The organism is Paenibacillus sp. CAA11 (assembly GCF_003060825.1).
Taxonomy (GTDB): Bacteria; Bacillota; Bacilli; order Paenibacillales; family Paenibacillaceae; genus Fontibacillus.
Genome location: NZ_CP028922.1, coordinates 3,964,106 through 3,982,960, shown reverse-complemented (window position 1 = coordinate 3,982,960; position 18,855 = coordinate 3,964,106). Strand labels below are relative to the sequence as shown.

Here is an 18,855-nt window from a genome sequence, read left to right as displayed (position 1 = left end):
ATATAAACGTATCCGGCAACGGTATTTTATGTTAGCCGGAGAATTCTCATCAAATCTTCATGCGCCCTAAGGTTCGGCCGCTGGCGCTTCTAGCCTTCGTTGCGTTTGGCCATCTGCTGCCATACCGTGCCGGCAGCTTCTTCTCCGGATTCGATCCGCTCCAGAGCCATACGGGCCTGCAGGCCAACTTCGAATTCCGGGTCCTCGGCCGCTTCCTGCAGCGCATCCTTGGCTTCTTCGCCGCCGACTTCATAGAGGAAGCGGGCCGCGCGCCAGCGAACGAGCTTGCTGCGGTCGCGCAGCGCTTCGATCATCGGCCCGGTGGCTGCCGGATCGCCGATGTCGGACAAGGTATCGCCGGCGGTGCGGCGCACGGCGGCCGAGCTGTCCTTCAGCGCGGCATAGAGCAGGTCCATGGCCTCCGGCGTACGGATGTCGCCGAGATAGACGACGGCCAGGCGGCGGACCTGCATCTGAGGATCGCGCAGAGCTTCGGCAAGCAGCGGAATATCCGCTTGCTCCGGCGGCAGCCCTTCCAGCGCGGCATAGCGCGTGCGCCAGTCCTCGCTCTTCAGGAGTTCCCGCACCTCTTCCGGACGATAGGTCCGGCGCTCCTCGGTGAACTCCTGCTCGCTTCGGCCATGGGCGATGGCCTGACTTACGATGCTGGCCAGCCGGTCTGCCGGATAGGCCGCTTCGAGCTCCTGCTCGACTTCGCGTGCGATCTCCGGCAGCTCACCATATCTGACGCCGTAATCCGTAAGCTTGCGCTCCTTGATCAGGGTGGCGCTCGCCACTTCAGTTACGGCGTTCACGAACCGGTCGGAGAGGGAGATGCGTTCCTCCTGACCGCCTGCCTTCACGCGGATTTGCATCGGAATGCCGCGGAAGAACTGTACGAAGACCTGAGCTTCGCCGAAATGGCCGGCAGCGCTTTGGTCTTCGGGACTCCAGGAGGAGGCAACCTGCTCCTGTCCGAATTGCTCCTGCACGGCGGAGAGGACGGCCGACCAATCGGCATTTCCCTTGCGGTCCAGAGCGACAAAGTCGGCCGTATGGAACACGCTCTTCACTCCCGGAATGTGAAGCATCTTCGCAATCCATTCCGGGGCTGACCGTTCATTCTCGGTAGTATATGTTCTGCGGACGCCAGGAGCCAGCGACTCATCCAAATGGAGCTTCATGGTGTTCGGGCTCGGCGTCGGTTCAATAAAGACAATTTTCATGGATCATGCACAGCTCCTTTCGTGTCTATTTTACAACAATTGCATTCCCTTTCCCAAACTGAACTAAGCGGATGTCTACATTTCTCGGAATATAAAGGAATAAAAAGGAGAATTCGGAGGGAAAATGTAGCAATGAGAGTGCTGACCTAGACTATAGGGCCTTATGGCCAAAGGAGCTGAACCATGACGTGTCTAACCTTGATCCCGTGCTGATGAGCCGGCTCCTGACAGGGCTGACCTTGTTTGTACATGTCAATTTTGCAACTATCGGGGTAGGTGTGCCGCTGATGATCGCCCTCGCCGAATGGAGAGGGGTCCGGCGCAATGATCTTCAATATATTCTGATGGCTCGTCGCTGGGCAAGGGGATTCGTTATTTCTGTCGCCGTAGGCGTTGTAACAGGGACGGCCATCAGTTTGCAGCTCAGCCTGCTGTGGCCGACATTTATCCGGGTTGCAGGACAGGCTGTGGCTTTGCCGATGTTCATGGAGACCTTTGCCTTCTTCATTGAAGCGATCTTCATGGGACTATATCTGTATACCTGGGACCGCTTCAAGAATCGGTACTATCATCTGCTGCTGCTAATCCCCATCGCGATCGGGGCGACGGCTTCTACGTTCTTCATTACGTCTATGAATGCCTTTATGAACAACCCACAAGGCTTTACCCTGAAGAACGGTGTCTTTACGGATGTGGATCCTTGGTCCGCCATGTTCAATCCTGCGACACCCACGAAGGTGTCTCATGTGCTGGCAGCTTCTTATACGGCAAGCGCCGGGCTTCTGGCGGGCATCGCAGCCTTCAGTCTGCTCCGGGGCCGGAAGCATGATTATTACAAAAAGGCGCTGAAGCTTACGGTGACTGCTGCCTTTGTATTTGCCGTGTCCACGGCGATTATCGGCGACTTCTCCGGTAAATATCTGGCACGGTATCAGCCGGAGAAGCTGGCTGCAGCGGAGTGGCATTTTGAGACGATGGAGCGGGCCCCGCTGATCTATGGCGGGATTCTGGATGAGAATAACCAGGTGAAGTACGCAATTCGCATCCCTTATGCGCTTAGTATCCTGGCCGGAAGCAATCCGAATGCAAAGGTGATGGGGCTGGATGAGATCCCTAAAGAGAATGTACCACCCCTCAGCATTCACTATATGTTTGATCTGAAGGTCACCAACGGGGTGCTGCTCGTGCTGATTCCTTTCCTATACCTTGTGCGGGGGAGGCTGCCCGGACGATTTAAGATCAAGGGGCTGCCCAAATGGCTTCTCGTCGCCATCGTAGCCTTGGTTCCGCTAGCCTTCGTTGCCATAGAGCTAGGCTGGTTCTTTGCAGAGGTCGGTAGACAGCCGTGGATTGTCCGCGGCTATATGAGAGTATCGGAGGCGGCAACGACCTCACATAGTGTTGGCTGGATGCTGGTGCTATTCGTAATTTTGTACCTCGTGCTCTGTTATTCCTGTCTAAGAGTGCTGCACAAGATGTTTAAGAATAAGAGTGCGGAGGAAGAGCTGCAAGAGATGGCAGCTGCGGAAGGGGGATGGAGATGAGCTATCAGGTGATTGGAATTACGGTGCTATGGACCTTTCTTTTTGGGTATTTAATTATCGCCTCCATTGACTTTGGTGCAGGCTTCTTTAGCTTCTACAGTGTGATGACAGGACATGAGAACAAAGTCCATAATTTGATTCAACGGTATTTGTCTCCTGTCTGGGAAGTAACGAATGTCTTTCTAATCTTTTTTGTGATCGGATTAATAGGCTTCTTCCCGGACACCGCCTATTATTATGGGACTGCGCTGCTCGTCCCGGGCAGCTTGTTCCTGGCCTTGCTTGCCATTCGCGGTGCTTATTATGCCTATAACACCTATGGAGTAAGCAAAGCAAATAATAAGCTGTACATGGGGCTGTACGGAGCTACCGGATTGCTCATCCCGGCCTCGCTCTCAACGGTGCTTGCGATATCCGAGGGAGGCATTATTGAGGAGCGGGGGGATTTCGTCCTGCTTCACTGGTCGAGGTTCTTTGCGAATCCTTATACCTGGTCAGCGGTTCTGCTGGCCCTTGTCTCGGTTCTGTACATTTCTGCGATGTTTATGACTTACTATGCGGACCGCGCGGGTGACCGTGAGGCTTTCAATATTTTGCGAGGCTACGCGCTGCTGTGGAGCGGGCCTACCATTCTCGCCTGTGTGTTTGCCTTTTTTGAGATCAACCGGCAAAATCCTGTGCACTTTCAGAATATGCTGAATATAGCCTGGATGTTTATCGCTTCGCTTGTCTGCTTTATCGGGGCCGTCTATCTGGTATGGAAACGGAGCAGAATCGGCTTGTCGATCGTTCTGGTGCTGCTGCAATATGCCTTTGCCTGGTACGGATATGGGCATTCCCATCTGCCCTACCTCTTGTACGATTACATCAACTTGAATAAGAGCTTTACCAATCCTGCGATGGCGACGGCCTTGATCACGGCGTTTACATTGGGACTCTTGGTGCTTATTCCGTCCCTGGTACTGCTGCTCCGGTTGTTTCTGTTCGACGCCAAATATGTCCGGGGCGAGCTCCGAAAGAAAGGATCTTGAAGTCTATGGATATTGAATTTTTCATCATGATGTACGCGCCCCAGCTTGTGGTCTTAGCGGCGGTTGTCTTCCTGTTTGTCTATTGCGCAAAGTTTAAGGACCCTCAAGGATAGGGGAGGTTTGGAATTGGCCTGAAGTTTCGCTAAAATATAAATATACACTATGCGTCATATCGTATAGCTGGCAATGCGGTTATAAATAGATATAAGGGAACAGGAAAATTGGAAGGGAGGACCCCCTTTTCATGGCAAGAAACCGGTATAGCAATTTGGACAATGTTAGCACAGACAAAACGCTCAAGCAGTTCCGCCAATGGCGAGAGGAGCGCCGGAGCAAGAAGAAGGATTACTCCTTCGTGATCCCGAATATGCCGCCAGAGCTTGAATTTTTGCGTAGCAACCGTGAGGAGCCGACCATAACCTGGATCGGCCACTCCACCTTTTTCATACAGTATGAGGGACTAAACATCATTACAGACCCGGTATGGGCTCCGCGAATGGGCCTTCAGCGTCGCCTTGGCACTCCCGGAGTCCCTATTGGGGAAGTTCCTCAAATAGATCTTATTCTCATCTCTCATTCGCATTATGATCACATGCATGTCTCTTCCATCCGCCGATTGTACGGAAGTGAGACAAGGGTTATCGTTCCGGCAGGGCTGAAGCGGAAGATGGAGCGTAAGGGCTTCAGCCGCTGCCAAGAGCTGAACTGGTGGGAGGATATTACGTTCGGCAACTTGAAGCTGTCCTTTGTGCCTACTCAGCACTGGACACGCCGCACACCGTTTGACACCAACACCTCCCATTGGGGCGGGTTCGTGCTTGAAGGGATAGGTGAACACCGGGAGGGCCGTCCGCCGGTGATTTATTTTGCAGGAGACAGCGGCTACTTTAAAGGATTTGAAGAGATTGGCAGCCGCTTTGCCATTGATGTGGCCTTGCTGCCCATTGGCGCTTATGAGCCGGAATGGTTTATGACCTCACAGCATACAACGCCCGAGGAGGCACTGCAGGCCTTTGTCGATGTAAAAGCCAAACTCATGATCCCGATGCATTACGGCACCTTTAGGCTTGCAGATGACACGGCCCGCGAAGCATTGGATCGGCTGGAAGAGGATAGGAAGCGACGTAATATTTCAGAAGAGAGCATTCGGGTGATGATTCATGGGGAGACTCTGAGGCTTTCCGAATTGTAGCAAGCTAAATTGGCGGGCTTCTGGCACAAAACCCTTCGACAGTCCGGAGGGATAGTATGATATAATAGTTAGCCAGTAGTGTGATTATATATAAAGGATGGTAATGCTTTCATGATTAGTACAAGTGGTGTAACGCTCCGCTATGGAAAACGGGCACTTTTTGAAGATGTAAATATAAAATTTACACCAGGCAACTGTTATGGCCTGATTGGAGCTAACGGGGCAGGCAAATCGACCTTCCTCAAGATTCTGTCCGGTGAGATTGAGCCGAATTCAGGTGAAGTTCATATGTCCCCGGGCGAACGGCTGGCGGTTCTGAAGCAGAACCACTTCGAATATGATGATTTCCCAGTGCTGGAGACGGTAATCATGGGCCATGAGCGCCTCTACAGTATTATGAAGGAGAAGGACGCTCTGTATGCGAAGCCTGATTTCTCCGAGGAAGACGGTCTTCGAGCCGGTGAGCTTGAGGGAGAATTTGCGGAAATGGATGGCTGGAATGCTGAATCCGATGCCGCCTCACTATTGATTGGCCTCGGGATTCCCCGTGACCTTCATGACAAACTGATGCGTGATCTCAGCGGTAATGAGAAGGTTCGCGTCCTGCTGGCTCAAGCGCTGTTCGGCCATCCGAACAACCTGCTGCTTGACGAACCTACCAACCACTTGGATATCGAGTCCATCGGCTGGCTGGAGAACTTCCTGCTGGATTACGAAGGCACCGTTATCGTGGTCTCTCACGATCGGCACTTCTTGAACAAGGTATGTACCCATATCGCTGATATTGATTTTGGCAAGATCCAGCTGTACGTAGGCAACTATGATTTCTGGTACGAGTCCAGCCAGCTTGCGCTGAAGCTGACCCGTGAAGCCAACAAGAAGAAGGAAGAGAAGATCAAGGAGCTGCAAGCGTTTATTCAGCGCTTCTCCGCGAACGCCTCCAAATCCAAGCAGGCCACTTCCCGGAAGAAGCAGCTTGACAAGATTACGCTGGAGGATATCCGTCCTTCTAACCGGAAATACCCGTTCCTTCACTTTAAGGCAGAGCGTGAAGCCGGTAAGCAGCTGCTTACCGTAGACAGTATCTCGAAGAACCTTGAGGGCGAAACTGTACTGAACAATGTCAGCTTTGTGGTCAACAAAGGCGACAAGATTGCGTTCGTTGGTCCGAATGGCCTTGCCAAAACTACGCTGTATCAGGTTATTATGGGGGAACTGGAAGCAGACGCTGGTGAGTTCAGCTGGGGGGTTACGACCTCGCAGGCTTATTTTCCAAAAGACAACTCCGAATATTTCGATGGTGTAGATTTGAACTTGGTGGAATGGCTGCGTCAATATTCCAACGATCAAGACGAGACCTTCCTGCGCGGATTCCTTGGACGTATGCTGTTCTCGGGCGAAGAAGCCCTGAAGAAGGCGAGCGTTCTGTCCGGGGGCGAGAAGGTTCGCTGCATGCTGGCGAAGATGATGTTGAACGGCGCCAATGTACTGGTGTTCGATGAGCCAACCAACCACTTGGATTTGGAATCCATCACCGCACTTAATAATGGTCTGATTGATTTTGACGGTACGATTCTATTTACCTCTCATGACCATCAGTTCGTACAGACGATCGCTAACCGCATTATTGAGATTACTCCTAATGGTATTATTGATCGCTCTATGTCCTATGATGAATATCTGGAGAGTGAAGAGATTCAGAACCTGCGCAAGGAATTGTATCCGGCTGAGGCGCTTAACGCTTAAGCTGAATAATATAGAAAAAGCTGCCCGATTTGGGCAGCTTTTTTTACTTGAAATGTACTGTGCAGCTTAGGACCCGCCGGTGCGCCGGCGCTGGTTGTTAGGCTTCTTGTTGTTTTGGCTTTTTAGCGCTTTGGTGGATGTGTTTCCATTCATGCCAGGTTTATTGGCGGACGCCTGCTGCTGCTTCTTCTGAAGCAGTTTCTGCCGGACTGCCTCAGCGAGGTCTATCTTGCGCGGCTCTTGATTCTCGGTCACTTGACTCATCTCCTTAAACAGATCATAGGGAAGCCGGTGTCCTGTCTTGCCTGAAGGAGCAGGAGACCGGAGGTACTTAGGGGCTGTCCTTATTTTATACGTTTTTAAAAGAACGAACAACGGGAATAATGGTAGCATGTGTTTTTTGCTGTAGACTTAGGATCGATTTAGGTAAAGTACAACCATGAGGTGGGAGCTAAAGGATGGCTGCACAGGAAGATCATTTAAAACAAGGGGAAAAGGGCGCGTTGGTAAGCGTAGTTGTCTTCCTGCTGTTGGCGGCGGTGAAGCTTGCCAGCGGAAGGTTGTTTCACTCCAGCGCTCTCTTGGCTGATGGCCTTAACAATCTGACAGATATCGTGTCTTCGACTGCTATTCTGATTGGACTGCGTATAGCTCGTAAGCCCCCGGATTCTAATCATGCCTATGGACATTATCGTGCAGAGACCATTGCTGTTTTGCTGTCCTCATTTATTATGGCTGTTGTGGGATTGCAGGTGCTGCTGGATAGCTTTAAGGGGCTTGTACACAAGGAGAGGGCGGCGCCTGACCCTATTTCTGCCGCAGTGGCATTAGGCAGTGCAGTTATTCTGTTCGCCGCGTATATCTATAACCGAAGGCTCGCTGGTAAGATTCAGAGCCAAGCTCTGATGGCAACAGCCAAAGACAGCCTTTCGGATGCTCTGGTCAGCATCGGCGCAGGGGTAGGCATACTCGGCTCTCAAATCGGGCTTCCCTGGCTGGATACGGTGGCTGCCATTGCTGTAGGTTTGATTATATGCAAGACAGCCTGGGGTATCTTTCGGGAGGCTACCCACCGATTGACAGATGGATTTGACGAACAGAAGCTGAAGGAGCTGAGGCATATTGTTACCCGAATTCCAGGTGTACATGGCGTAAAGGATATTAAGGCTAGGGCGCATGGCAACCAGGTTCTGGTTGACGTAGTTATTGAGGTACAGCCAGATCTCACAGTTCGGGAGGGGCATGTAATCAGTGACAGGGTTGAAGAGCAGCTCGGGCGGGAGAATAACATCATGCATGTCCATGTTCACGTTGAGCCTGCTCTTAACTGAAAATAAGGCATAGAGAGTCTCGCATGAAAAGCAGATGGCCTCAGGATCATTTTGATATGATCTTGGGGCCATCCTTTTTTTAGGGACGCTCAGACATTAAGATCAAAGCGGGGAATTGCTTCAGGGAAATTTTTCATATTCAAAGACTTCTAGTATATATAGAATAGATTCATCGAGGTAGAAATTTTTTACCACTTTAGCATAAAGGCCTGTATGATGGTCACCCTTACCTTCCTTATAATGGTTGATTATGACTTTGTGCTTATAAAATATAGGCTATTTTAGTTCTTAAGGAATACACTTCGGAAAACTTGTGTAAATAGTCTTATTCTCAAGTTAGAAGGGGCCTGATTATAATGGGGACAAGCGGAAAGGGGGCAAGACAGGAGGCTTAGTGACAACGTGATTGATGACATCAAGGAGGTTTCCTATGAAGATGAAATTATCCGCTGCGCTTCTTAGCGCCGCGATACTTCTAACCGTCCCGGCCCTGCCGGCGTCAACTTATGCTTCAACTGCTCAGACTAAGGTTCAGACAGGTACTGTAGTCTCTGGTGTGAATCTAAGGGATAAGCCTTCCACCTCTGGGAAGATTATTGGTCTGCTGAAGACGGGAGAAAACGTAACGATATTAGATAGCAGCAATAGCTATTTTTATAAAGTAAAAACATCCTCAGGCACAGTCGGCTATGCGAGCTCTGCGGACAAGTACATACAGCTTGGCGGGGGGAGCGGCAATCAAACAGGCTCGGGTCAGACAGGTTATGCTCAGACCACGGTGAATTTGCGGGACAAGCCTTCGATGTCAAGCACGGTTATTGGATTCCTGTATGAAGGTGACCGCGTTCAGATCCTGGATGATAGTTCGAAATACTTCTATAAAGTGAAGACGGCTTCCGGGATAGAGGGGTATGTAAGCTCGCAGGAGAAATACGTCCGTATCGGTGAGGCAGGCACGCAGAAGGAAAGCGGCACTTCAGACGCATCCACCCAAAATTCAGGCAGCTCGGAGTCCTATGATTCACGGATTGAAAAAGTGATTGCTGCAGGGAAAAAGTATCTGGGAACTCCGTACGAATACGGTTCGGACCGAAGCACAACAGATACGTTCGACTGCTCTGACTTTGTCAGAACCGCATACCGGGAAGCGCTAAACATCACTCTTCCTGCGGATTCACGCAGCCAGGGAGCTTGGGTTAAGGAGAACAGCAAAGCGGTATATGATGCGGCTTCGCTGAAGGCAGGAGATCTGATGTTCTTCATGGATTATAAAGGTTCAGGCTCTGCGGCATATCAGAACATTGATAAGGATAAGCAGCGCATAACCCATGTAGCGATCTATTTGGGGGACGGTAAAATGCTTCATACTTATTCTGTAGCCTCAGGTGGAGTAAGAATCGATAGTTTTGGAGGCTCATGGGAAAAGCGGTTCTTGTTCGGCGGTAGTGTTATTCAATGAGAGAGTATAAAGCAAAACGGATATCCCTTTGGCTAGGGGATATCCGTTTTGCTTTATGCCTGCCTGAACATGTAAGGCGAAATAGCTTTATATTAAGATGGGTAAGGCACATAGTTGGGAGCGTATACCCAAGCCTTTCCAAGCCATGTGTAAATTTCAACCCAGCCATTAACGATTTGTCCGGTTGGTGTTACATCTGTTGGCCCAAGGCGGTTCCAGATCTTGCCGTTAGGAGCGTCATAGAAATAAGTCAAATCCTTAATGGTTAGTGGGGCTGGAGCTATGGTCAACAGCTCTTTAACCACGATTGGCTCGTCCACCAGCAGCGAATTACTGTTATTCGCTGGAGTTGACGTAACGACCTGGCCGTTGGTGGCAGTTGGTGTAGTGCCAGTGGTTGTGTTAGTATCGGTAGTGGTTGTAGTTGTGGTTGTGGTGTCAGTAGTAGTGGTAGTACCTGCAGGAGCTGCGCCTGCAGCGGTTGCTAGCGCTGCGCTTAGCGTAAGAGAAGCTGTGATGGCTGCGATTTTTTTCATTGATTATTTCCTCCCTCGAGTTTTGTTAGATGATTGTAATAGAAATATAAACATGCAAGTAAGCTTTAGAATCATTTTTTGCCAAAAAAAATGAAACATTTAACGCCGGGGGTAATTATAACCTATATTTTAGAGAGGAGGCAAAACAGTTGAAGTGGTTACGAGTTTTAGCTGTGCTGCTGTTAGTGCTACTTCTGCTAGCAGGCGGGCTAATTTGGTATTTAAGACCTGATAAGTCTCTTAATTTGAACTATACCGATATTGCATGGAAGAGTAAGCTGGAGACGATGATTAAGCAAAGGCAGGCCGTGATGACACTTTCGGAGGAAGAGGTCAACAATCTGGCCAAGAAAGAAATCGCACTACACAAATCGGATACTAGACTGCCTGTAGATATAAAGGGTGCCGATTTTAAGATCAGCGGCAATGAACTGACGGCGGACGTGATTGCGGGATGGGGGCCGATCGTCACCGAAGGCGTTGCATTATATGAAATGGATTATAAAGCCGGCATGCTGGAGCTTAGACCTTTGTCCGTAAACATAAAAGGACTTGATCTCTCACCTGACACTCTGGGGCTGGAGACGATTCAAGTGGATCCCAGCAAGTATCTTCCCAATATTGTGAAGGTTAGCAGCATGGAATTTCCCGGGAGCGGACTTAAGCTTCATTTTTCTCTTGATCTGTTTGACCTTGGTTCCCTGATTTGGTAAGTCTTTTTAAATGTACGCAATAAAAGCACAGGTGCTTTCGGCACCTGTGCTTTTATTAATATTAGTCTTTTTTTATCTCTTTGTTGCAGGAGAGTTCCTACAAAGGACGGCGACTGCGACCGGCAAACAGCGAAATTATGAAGAGTACAAGGAAGATGAAGAAGAGCACTTTGGCGATTGATGCTGCGGCCGCCACAATATTGAAGAATCCGAAAATGCCTGCGACCAGGGCGACCACTAGGAAGATCAGAGTCCATTTCAACATGAAATTCAACCTTCTTTCATAAATAAGTGGTAAGATAACAACGCGGGGCGCATAGGCCAATTAAAGGAAAAACTAACGGCCCTACTGCCGGGTTATCTAAAAGCGGTGTTGGCCGCTTGTAGTGACAATTAACCTGGCTTTGAGAGGGTGAAACAATGGGAGGCGTATACTTGAGGAAGCCTTACGGGGAGGGAGTTTTTGGTTTGTTTCGTCCTAAAATGGTTCGGGTAACTATGGAATAACATCATAACAATGACAGAAAGCGAGGGATGTCTATGTCACTCATATGGCAGCTAAGCGTGGCGTTAATCGCTGTTGCGTTTGCAGCGCTGGTAGTTTACTTAATCAAGACTTTGAAAGCAGCAGAAACTTCCTTGGATAAAACCTCACAGACTTTGCAGGAGGTTCAGAAGACGATTGATGAGCTTAGCTATGAGGTCAAGCAGGTTCTACGGCAGGCTAACGGGATTACGGAGGACGTTCAGCATAAGATGAAGCAAATTGATCCGGTTCTGGAGACCGTGAAGAATGTAGGAGATGTTTTGAACGAGGTTACGCTTGCAGCCAAACAGGTGTCTACTACCTTAATTGAGCGTTTTAAGAAATCCTCGACAGAGCATAAGGTTAAGGCGGATCCGAAGGCTGCCGCCAACGCTGCAGTTCAGACACCTTCTGATAGAACGTTGAACAGCTATGCTGCAGTGCAGCCGAATGCAAGCGCGTCCGGTTCCAAGGCAGGTTGGATGAAGTGGGTGGATGTAGCAGCAGGACTGTGGCAGAAATACCGCAGCTAATCGAATAGACAGCCTGCATCGGGGTTCTAAAGCAAAGGGGTGAGAACGATGATTAACATTTGGATTTTACTTCTAGCCTTGCTTTCTCCCATGAATGTTCATGGCCCACAAACGGCTGGTCAGGATTTAACCGTACAGCCGTCTGCAAGGCTGGCGGTTGCTCAGACTTGGCGCGCATCTTGGGCCGAGAAGCTTACATCCTTTGATAGCTTGAACGGCGTATCCTTAAGCGATACCAGAGATACTCTGCTTCACAAAAGAGGCAGGCCGGCTAAGGTAACCCAGGATCCGATCACCGGGTACATAGAGTATCATTACAAGGATGCTACCGTGGGGCTCTATGATAACTGGGTGTACTATGTGCACTGTGATCCGAATCAAAAGGTAAGCATAAATGGACGGGAGATTTCACTTGAAGACAAAGCGATCGTTCAAGCCTTAGGGGACCCCGATGATTCTGCGGAGGACGGCGATGTTTATATTCGCGGACTGGCTGCGATCAAAATTTACAGGAATTCAACAGGGGAGATTACAGGCTTGGATTTATTTGATACCACTGCTTCCTAAAAACAAATCAGCAAAGACATGTTTCAGCTGCCTTCAAGGTGGGTAATGACCTTTCGATAGATGAACGACGGGATTCCTATCATTCTTATTATTAATAAAAGAGGAGAGTGAAGACCATGAGTTCAATCAATGCTAAATCTTACGCCAAGGTAGTTCAGAATGGGGTTCAGGCTGTCGAGACGGTTAATGAGCTCAGAAATACAGGATATCTTTCAGAGAATATCTATGTGCTGGCCCATGAACAGGATCGCACAGATCGCATTGCGGAAGCAGCGGATACGGGCGAGATTGGAATTAAGGAGGAGGGTGTATTTACCTCTATAGCCAACCTGTTCAGATCCCGCGGTGATGAGCTGCGTGCCAAGATTGTGGCATTAGGCTTTACGGAATCGGAAGCTGCTTTTTATGAGAAGGAACTAGATTTGGGAAAAGTATTGGTTATCGCTACTCGAAAATGACTAAGCTTTTCATCTGAATATAATTTCAAATTATAGATAAGGAATGGGAGTGTGTACTCTCATTCCTTATCTATGTTTTGGATGACCTATATAGATGTATATAGCAATCATTGCATTCATAGTGTATGGTTGTTCGATGATATAGTAGAAGAATAATAGTGTGCGACCTTGCTTTTCGGTAAAGGAGAGACTATGAGAATATTAATCGTTGATGACAATCCCACTAATATCATTATTATTCGTGAAATTTTAAAGAAAGAGAACTACCGGAATACCGTTTCGGTATCCTCAGCTTTTGAAATGCTTCGGGAGCTTGGAATTGAGCAGGGCCAAGAGGCGCCTGCACGGGGTCCTGTTCATATCGACCTCATTCTCCTTGACATGATGATGCCGGAGATGGATGGCATTGAGGCCTGCAGAATCATTCAGAATTATCAGCACTTGAAGGATATTCCGATCATTATGGTCACAGCCGTCGGCGATTCGAAGAAGCTTGCAGAGGCCTTGGATGCAGGGGCTGTTGATTATGTAACCAAGCCGATCAACAAAGTCGAGCTTATGGCCAGAATTCGTCTGGCGCTGCGCCTAAAGCAGGAGAAAGACTGGCATAAGGAGCGCGATCAGCGAATTCAGGAGGAGCTTAAGCTGGCGGCATTAGTGCAGAACGCTGTTCTTAGCCAGCCTATTGAGGCGGCAAATTTCTCGGTGAATGCGTTGTACAAGCCTTCTTATGAGCTGGCAGGCGATTTATATGCCTGGTACTCGCTGGGAGAGGGCAGGTATGGTGTTATTTTACTCGATATGATGGGCCACGGAATTTCCTCTTCGCTGTTCTGTATGTTCATTGCATCGGTGCTGAAGGATACGGTAAGTACTTACGTAGATCCAGAGAAGGTAATTCAGGAGCTGAATCGGCGGTTTAATCAGCTTCATATAGACAGCCAGCTCGTTCAATATTATTTTACGGCCATTTATCTGGTGGTGGACACCCGATACAAGCGGATTGATTATGTTAATGCAGGCCATCCTCCCGGCTTGTTCTATCATGCGGATGGCCGGATTGAACATTTAGATACGGTATGTGCACCGGTAGGCCTATTTGACAAAATTGAAGCAACGCCTAGAACACTAACCTATGAAGGGGACGGTCATATCGTTCTTTATACGGATGGCTTGCTCGAAGCTGTAGAAGGAGATCAGGACGCTCAGCTTCATTTTTTGACAGAACAATTGAAAGATAGTCATGTTATGGATCTTGAACGGATGCAGCATCTCTTCTTCGATGACGATATACAAGCGGAACGGGAAGATGATAAGTGCCTGGTCTGGATATCGCTGGGAGAAGGAGCGTATAGGGAATGAATATTAAGAGCAAGCTGCTGATTGGCTTTAGTACGATGATGCTTATATTGCTGGTGCTGACATTTATCGGCTATGACCGCATGAGTTATATGAATGACCAGATGGACAAGATATATCATCAACGTTATCTAAAGGTGAGAAGCTCCGGTGATATTCGAGGACAGGTTAATGAGATTACCAAGGAAATGGCGAACACGCTTTTGAATTCTGAGGTAACTGTAGAAGATAGTGAGGCACGGATTAGAAAATATAGAGAAAATGCGGACAAGTATTTGGCCAAAATGAATGGGTACACGCTAAATGTGGATGAGAAGACCATTCTGAACCAGGTGCAAAAATCATGGGATAATTACACCGCCTTTCTGGACAGAACCTTTGTCCTGCTCAAGCAGGGTGGAACAGGCTCAGCTAATGCCTATCGGAACTCGGTAGGGATTCCAGCGCAGAATGAAATCTTATCTAGCCTTAACTCGCTATCGAGCTATCAGGATTTGGAGATTGATCAGGAAATTAACGATGCGAACGCGGCTTATCAGCAGTCACTGCAAGTGACAGTCGGCATTATGGTGGCAGGGCTGCTGCTTGGCCTGGCTGTCATGCTGTGGGTGCTGCCAAGCATAAGCCGCGGACTGAACACCGTATCTATGATGATCAATAGCTTCGGTAAAGGGAAGCTCAAGGCGATCCGGCGGATCAAAATTAGCAGCAAAGATGAGATCGGAACGATCGCCAAGGTATTTCAAGAAATGTCGGAAGACCTTGAAGAGAAGCAGGAAGTGGAGAAGAAGTTCAATCAGGCCCAGAAGGATCAGACCTGGATCAGCTCCAACCTGGCCAAGATTACCGATTTGTTCCATGGGGTAAGCTCTATGGAGCAAGTGTCTCAAATGTTTGTCAACGAATTTACCCCTGTCCTGGGCGGGAGATTCGGGGCGCTGTATATTCACGACGAAGAGAAGAGCCCGAATGAGGTCCATTTGGCGGGGGCTTATGCACTGGATGAGGATTCCCAGCCAAGACAGAAGTTTAAGCTGGGAGAAGGCCTGGTCGGTCAGGTAGCCTTGGATAAGACTCCGGTGACGCTTCGCAATGTACCGGATAATTATTTGTCCATCAAATCAGGCCTTGGTGACGCTTCTCCAGCGGCGGTGATGATTTACCCGGTGATCTTTGAAGATGAGGTGCTGGGTGTGATTGAGGTGGCTAACTTCCTGGACTTCTCTCCACTTCAGGAGAAGCTTCTGGCAGAGCTTAGCAATAGCCTCGGCATTATTCTTAACAATATCAGACGAAGACTACGCGTAGAGGAGCTGCTTCGAGAATCACAAGCGCTCACTGAGGAGCTGCAGGTACAATCAGAGGAACTTCAGACTCAACAGGAGGAGCTGCGGCGTTCGAATGAAAACCTGGAGCAGCAGGCTGAAGCTCTCAAGCGTTCCGAGGATTTGCTGCAGCGCCAGCAGGAGGAGTTGGAGCACTTTAATACCGAGCTGATCGCCAAGACACGGGCTCTTGAAGAGCAGGTTCAAGAGGTTGAGGAGAAGAACCAGGAGATCGAGAAGACGAAGAATCAGCTGGAGCAGCAGGCGATGCAGCTGAGCATTACGAGCAAATACAAGTCTGAATTTCTGGCCAATATGTCGCATGAGCTTCGCACCCCGCTGAACAGCTTGCTCATTCTGTCGCAGCTGCTGTCGGAGAACAAGGAGCATAATCTGACGCAGAAACAGATGGAATATGCACAGACGATTTATAATTCAGGTGCAGACTTGCTTAAGATGATCGATGAGATCCTGGATCTGTCCAAAGTGGACGCAGGCAAGATGGAGATCAACCGTGAATATGTCAGCATGAAGGAATTGGAGAAATTCGTACAGCAGAACTTTGGCCCTGTCGCCCAGAAGCGGAATATCGCTCTGCAGGTGGTGACCGAGCCGGGAGTTCCCGAACGGATTATGACTGACGGGCACCGCGTGAAGCAGGTGCTTCGCAATCTATTGTCAAATGCCTTCAAATTTACGGGCGAGGGCTCGGTTACCTTTGCCATATCAGAAGCTGCACCGGATGAAATCCCCGGCTATCTCGATCCGGACCAGGAATACCTGGCCCTGTCCGTTAAGGATACCGGTATAGGCATACCGCAGGATAAGACGGATCTGATCTTTGAGGCGTTCCAGCAAGTGGATGGAACGACCAGCCGGAAGTACGGCGGCACCGGACTAGGGCTATCGATCAGCCGCGGGCTGGCTTCGCTGCTTGGCGGTGGTATTGGACTTGAGACGAAAGAAGGCGAGGGAAGCACCTTTACGATGTATCTGCCGAAGGTCACTTCCTCCCGTCTCTTCATGGTTCACGAGGAGGCCAGCGCGGCGTCGGCTGATCTGGATAGCAGGGAGAATCATACTGCTCCGGCTAACACCCTTTCCGCTCCGCAGCCGAAGCAGGCTCAGCCAGCGATCCAAACGGCACAGCCATTTGAGGATGACCGCGAGGCGATCGGTCCGAATGACCGGGTGCTGCTGGTGGTTGAAGACGATGTGCATTTCGCCCAGATTCTTCTTGATATGGCCCGCGAGCACGGCTTCAAGGTTCTCGTTGCCTTGCAGGGGGATGTGGGTCTGCATATGGCCCGCAACTACTTGCCAGATGCTATTATTCTGGATATTCAGCTTCCTGTTATCGACGGCTGGTCGATTCTGAATGAGCTGAAGAGCAGTGCAGAGACCCGGCACATTCCTGTTCATGTCATCTCCGTTGTTGATGATATTAAGCAGGGACTCATGATGGGGGCGATCGCTTACCTGAAGAAGCCATCCTCCACGGAAAGCTTAGAGGACGCCTTCTCCCACATAGAGTCTTATATGGAGAAGAGCTTAAAGCATCTGCTTGTGGTAGAGGATGACGAAATACAAAGCAATGCCATTATAGAACTGATCGGGCATGATGATGTAGTCATTAAGGCGGTCGCTACGGGGCGAGAGGCGCTGACCGAGCTTCGCGAGCAGCACTATGATTGCATGGTGCTGGACTTGATGCTTACAGACATGACCGGTTTTGACCTGCTTGATCAAATTCGGGATGATGAAGATTTGAATGATCTGCCGATCATCATTTACACAGGTAAAGAGCTGGACAGCAAGGAAGAGACACGCCTGCGCAAGTATGCGGAGTCTATCATTATTAAAGATGTAAAATCTCCAGAACGCCTGCTGGATGAGACCACCTTGTTCCTGCACCGGGTAGAGGCCGATCTGCCAGAGGATAAACGTCAAATTCTCCGTCAACTGCATAATAAGGAGACTTTGTTCGAGAACAAGAAGATTCTGCTTGTGGATGACGACGTACGTAACGTATTTGCTCTATCCAGTGTCTTGGAAGGATACCGCATGGAGGTGGTATTTGCGGAGAATGGCAGAGAGGCTATTGAGCTGATCGAGGAACATGGGGATTTCGATCTCGTGCTTATGGATATGATGATGCCTGAGATGGACGGGTATGAGGCGATGCGCCGCATTCGCCAAATTCCTGAGTTCGAGAAGCTGCCTATTATTGCACTTACAGCCAAAGCGATGAAAGAAGACCGCGTGAAATGTATTGAAGCCGGAGCCTCAGATTATATGAAAAAACCGATTCAGACGGATCAGCTCTTATCCTTAATGCGTGTCTGGCTGTATTCGTAATCCATGAATCGGGGTAATGTAGTATAAGGTGCATGTAATAGAAAGTAATTAAGAATTGGGGTTAGACTATGATATCAGACGAATACTCTGATTTGGATGCGGATATCCCGGCTGGCAATGAAGAGGAACGAGAGAACATCGAGATTGAACTGCTGCTGGAAGGAATCCACCGGCTTTATGGTTATGATTTTCGAAATTACGCTCTTCCGTCTCTTAGAAGAAGAATATGGCATTCGGTACACGCGGAGAATCTGCGAAGCATTTCCGGCCTTCAGGAACGGGTCCTCCATGACCGTGACTGCTTTGGTCGGCTCGTGCGAAACCTGTCGATTCCTGTAACGGAAATGTTTCGGGATCCTCAGCTGTTTCGCACCTTCCGAGAGAAGGTGGTTCCGATTCTAAGGACGTATCCATATATACGGATTTGGCATGCCGGCTGCTCGACAGGTGAAGAAGTTTATTCGATGGCAATCCTTCTGCATGAAGAGGGTCTTTATGATAAGGCGCGCATTTACGCCACCGATATGAACGATCTCTCACTGGAGCAAGCCAAGGAAGGGATATACGGCATTCAGAAAATGAAGCTGTATACCAAAAATTATATCGAGGCGGGAGGGACCCGTTCCTTCTCGGAATATTATACGGCTAAATACAATTCAGTGATTTTCCAGCCCTACCTTCGTAAAAATATTATTTTTGCGGAGCATAATTTGGCGACAGATCGTTCGTTTAATGAATTCAATGTCATATTTTGCCGAAATGTGATGATATATTTCAATGACTCGCTTCGGAATCGAGTGCATCAATTGTTTCATGAAAGCCTGAGCCATTTCGGCGTATTGGTACTCGGTGCAAAGGAATCCATTCACTTCACAGATTATTCGGGCTGTTACGAGTCTTTGGACCGGGTCGAGAAAATTTACCGTAAGATCAAATGATTGAGCGAAACGT

General features: G+C 49.1%; 18 protein-coding genes. 14 read left to right on the top strand and 4 right to left on the bottom strand.

The window, feature by feature from the left end:
* Positions 1-89: 89 nt before the first annotated feature.
* Positions 90-1,226: a conserved virulence factor C family protein gene (locus DCC85_RS18710; protein ID WP_108466923.1), complete on the bottom strand. Its 1,137-nt coding sequence runs from the start codon at positions 1,224-1,226 to the stop codon at positions 90-92.
* A 188-nt stretch (positions 1,227-1,414) separates the two neighbouring features.
* Here DCC85_RS18710 and DCC85_RS18705 point away from each other — a divergent pair, with 188 nt between their 5' ends.
* The 5 genes from DCC85_RS18705 (at position 1,415) to DCC85_RS18690 (ending at position 6,739) form a co-directional block, all read left to right on the top strand.
* Positions 1,415-2,770 (top strand): cytochrome ubiquinol oxidase subunit I, encoded by a 1,356-nt coding sequence (locus DCC85_RS18705; RefSeq protein ID WP_108466922.1) that lies wholly within the window; start codon positions 1,415-1,417, stop codon positions 2,768-2,770.
* Complete coding sequence (locus tag DCC85_RS18700) at positions 2,767-3,801, top strand: cytochrome d ubiquinol oxidase subunit II (protein ID WP_108466921.1); 1,035 nt, start codon at positions 2,767-2,769, stop codon at positions 3,799-3,801. Before DCC85_RS18705 ends, DCC85_RS18700 begins: the two co-directional genes overlap by 4 nt.
* Before the next feature lie 11 nt (positions 3,802-3,812).
* Complete coding sequence (gene cydS, locus DCC85_RS23750; RefSeq protein ID WP_442789551.1) at positions 3,813-3,914, top strand: cytochrome bd oxidase small subunit CydS family protein; 102 nt, start codon at positions 3,813-3,815, stop codon at positions 3,912-3,914.
* A 131-nt stretch (positions 3,915-4,045) separates the two neighbouring features.
* Positions 4,046-4,993, top strand: coding sequence for an MBL fold metallo-hydrolase (locus DCC85_RS18695; RefSeq protein ID WP_108466920.1), 948 nt, complete (start codon positions 4,046-4,048; stop codon positions 4,991-4,993).
* A 111-nt stretch (positions 4,994-5,104) separates the two neighbouring features.
* The gene (locus tag DCC85_RS18690) at positions 5,105-6,739 is read left to right on the top strand and encodes an ABC-F family ATP-binding cassette domain-containing protein (protein WP_108466919.1); all 1,635 of its coding nucleotides are present in this window, start codon (positions 5,105-5,107) and stop codon (positions 6,737-6,739) included.
* A gap of 66 nt (positions 6,740-6,805) precedes the next feature.
* Here DCC85_RS18690 and DCC85_RS18685 read toward each other — a convergent pair whose 3' ends face one another.
* On the bottom strand, positions 6,806-6,994 hold the full coding sequence (locus DCC85_RS18685; protein ID WP_108466918.1) for a hypothetical protein: 189 nt from the start codon (positions 6,992-6,994) through the stop codon (positions 6,806-6,808).
* A gap of 203 nt (positions 6,995-7,197) precedes the next feature.
* On the opposite strand from DCC85_RS18685, the gene DCC85_RS18680 reads away from it, so the two are divergent.
* Together DCC85_RS18680 and DCC85_RS18675 are read left to right on the top strand one after the other, a co-directional pair.
* Positions 7,198-8,070, top strand: coding sequence for a cation diffusion facilitator family transporter (locus DCC85_RS18680; protein ID WP_108466917.1), 873 nt, complete (start codon positions 7,198-7,200; stop codon positions 8,068-8,070).
* Positions 8,071-8,500: 430 nt separating this feature from the next.
* Positions 8,501-9,529, top strand: coding sequence for a C40 family peptidase (locus DCC85_RS18675; RefSeq protein ID WP_108466916.1), 1,029 nt, complete (start codon positions 8,501-8,503; stop codon positions 9,527-9,529).
* A 92-nt stretch (positions 9,530-9,621) separates the two neighbouring features.
* Here DCC85_RS18675 and DCC85_RS23195 read toward each other — a convergent pair whose 3' ends face one another.
* Positions 9,622-10,065, bottom strand: a complete 444-nt coding sequence (locus DCC85_RS23195) for a hypothetical protein (RefSeq protein ID WP_199909940.1) — start codon at positions 10,063-10,065, stop codon at positions 9,622-9,624.
* Positions 10,066-10,214: 149 nt separating this feature from the next.
* Here DCC85_RS23195 and DCC85_RS18665 point away from each other — a divergent pair, with 149 nt between their 5' ends.
* Positions 10,215-10,778 (top strand): hypothetical protein, encoded by a 564-nt coding sequence (locus DCC85_RS18665; RefSeq protein WP_108466915.1) that lies wholly within the window; start codon positions 10,215-10,217, stop codon positions 10,776-10,778.
* 97 nt (positions 10,779-10,875) lie between these two features.
* Here DCC85_RS18665 and DCC85_RS18660 read toward each other — a convergent pair whose 3' ends face one another.
* Positions 10,876-11,043 carry a DUF1328 domain-containing protein gene (locus DCC85_RS18660; RefSeq protein WP_108466914.1) on the bottom strand — a complete coding sequence of 56 codons (168 nt, stop codon included), beginning with the start codon at positions 11,041-11,043 and terminating at the stop codon, positions 10,876-10,878.
* A gap of 275 nt (positions 11,044-11,318) precedes the next feature.
* Between DCC85_RS18660 and DCC85_RS18655 the strand changes: the two genes are divergently transcribed.
* The 6 genes from DCC85_RS18655 to DCC85_RS18630 all read left to right on the top strand — a co-directional run bounded on the left by DCC85_RS18655 (position 11,319) and on the right by DCC85_RS18630 (position 18,842).
* A complete protein-coding gene (locus tag DCC85_RS18655) occupies positions 11,319-11,837 on the top strand; it encodes a DUF948 domain-containing protein (RefSeq protein ID WP_108467958.1) in 519 nt (172 codons plus the stop codon).
* Between the two features lie 48 nt (positions 11,838-11,885).
* A complete protein-coding gene (locus tag DCC85_RS18650) occupies positions 11,886-12,404 on the top strand; it encodes a hypothetical protein (RefSeq protein WP_108466913.1) in 519 nt (172 codons plus the stop codon).
* 116 nt (positions 12,405-12,520) lie between these two features.
* A complete protein-coding gene (locus tag DCC85_RS18645) occupies positions 12,521-12,862 on the top strand; it encodes a YflT domain-containing protein (protein WP_108466912.1) in 342 nt (113 codons plus the stop codon).
* A gap of 192 nt (positions 12,863-13,054) precedes the next feature.
* Positions 13,055-14,224 carry a PP2C family protein-serine/threonine phosphatase gene (locus DCC85_RS18640; RefSeq protein ID WP_108466911.1) on the top strand — a complete coding sequence of 390 codons (1,170 nt, stop codon included), beginning with the start codon at positions 13,055-13,057 and terminating at the stop codon, positions 14,222-14,224.
* Complete coding sequence (locus DCC85_RS18635; protein WP_108466910.1) at positions 14,221-17,904, top strand: response regulator; 3,684 nt, start codon at positions 14,221-14,223, stop codon at positions 17,902-17,904. The genes DCC85_RS18640 and DCC85_RS18635 overlap by 4 nt, the downstream gene beginning before the upstream one ends.
* Before the next feature lie 68 nt (positions 17,905-17,972).
* Entirely contained in the window at positions 17,973-18,842 is an 870-nt protein-coding gene (locus DCC85_RS18630) for a CheR family methyltransferase (RefSeq protein WP_108466909.1), read from the top strand.
* Positions 18,843-18,855: the final 13 nt, after the last annotated feature.

Bases quoted from the DNA above. Each gene is read 5' to 3' on its own strand.
- DCC85_RS18710 (WP_108466923.1), bottom strand. From the start codon at position 1,226: ATGAAAATTGTCTTTATTGAACCGACGCCGAGCCCGAACACCATGAAG.
- DCC85_RS18700 (WP_108466921.1), top strand. From the start codon at position 2,767: ATGAGCTATCAGGTGATTGGAATTACGGTGCTATGGACCTTTCTTTTT.
- DCC85_RS18695 (WP_108466920.1), top strand. From the start codon at position 4,046: ATGGCAAGAAACCGGTATAGCAATTTGGACAATGTTAGCACAGACAAA.
- DCC85_RS18690 (WP_108466919.1), top strand. From the start codon at position 5,105: ATGATTAGTACAAGTGGTGTAACGCTCCGCTATGGAAAACGGGCACTT.
- DCC85_RS18680 (WP_108466917.1), top strand. From the start codon at position 7,198: ATGGCTGCACAGGAAGATCATTTAAAACAAGGGGAAAAGGGCGCGTTG.
- DCC85_RS18675 (WP_108466916.1), top strand. From the start codon at position 8,501: ATGAAGATGAAATTATCCGCTGCGCTTCTTAGCGCCGCGATACTTCTA.
- DCC85_RS23195 (WP_199909940.1), bottom strand. From the start codon at position 10,065: ATGAAAAAAATCGCAGCCATCACAGCTTCTCTTACGCTAAGCGCAGCG.
- DCC85_RS18660 (WP_108466914.1), bottom strand. From the start codon at position 11,043: ATGTTGAAATGGACTCTGATCTTCCTAGTGGTCGCCCTGGTCGCAGGC.
- DCC85_RS18655 (WP_108467958.1), top strand. From the start codon at position 11,319: ATGTCACTCATATGGCAGCTAAGCGTGGCGTTAATCGCTGTTGCGTTT.
- DCC85_RS18650 (WP_108466913.1), top strand. From the start codon at position 11,886: ATGATTAACATTTGGATTTTACTTCTAGCCTTGCTTTCTCCCATGAAT.
- DCC85_RS18645 (WP_108466912.1), top strand. From the start codon at position 12,521: ATGAGTTCAATCAATGCTAAATCTTACGCCAAGGTAGTTCAGAATGGG.
- DCC85_RS18640 (WP_108466911.1), top strand. From the start codon at position 13,055: ATGAGAATATTAATCGTTGATGACAATCCCACTAATATCATTATTATT.
- DCC85_RS18635 (WP_108466910.1), top strand. From the start codon at position 14,221: ATGAATATTAAGAGCAAGCTGCTGATTGGCTTTAGTACGATGATGCTT.
- DCC85_RS18630 (WP_108466909.1), top strand. From the start codon at position 17,973: ATGATATCAGACGAATACTCTGATTTGGATGCGGATATCCCGGCTGGC.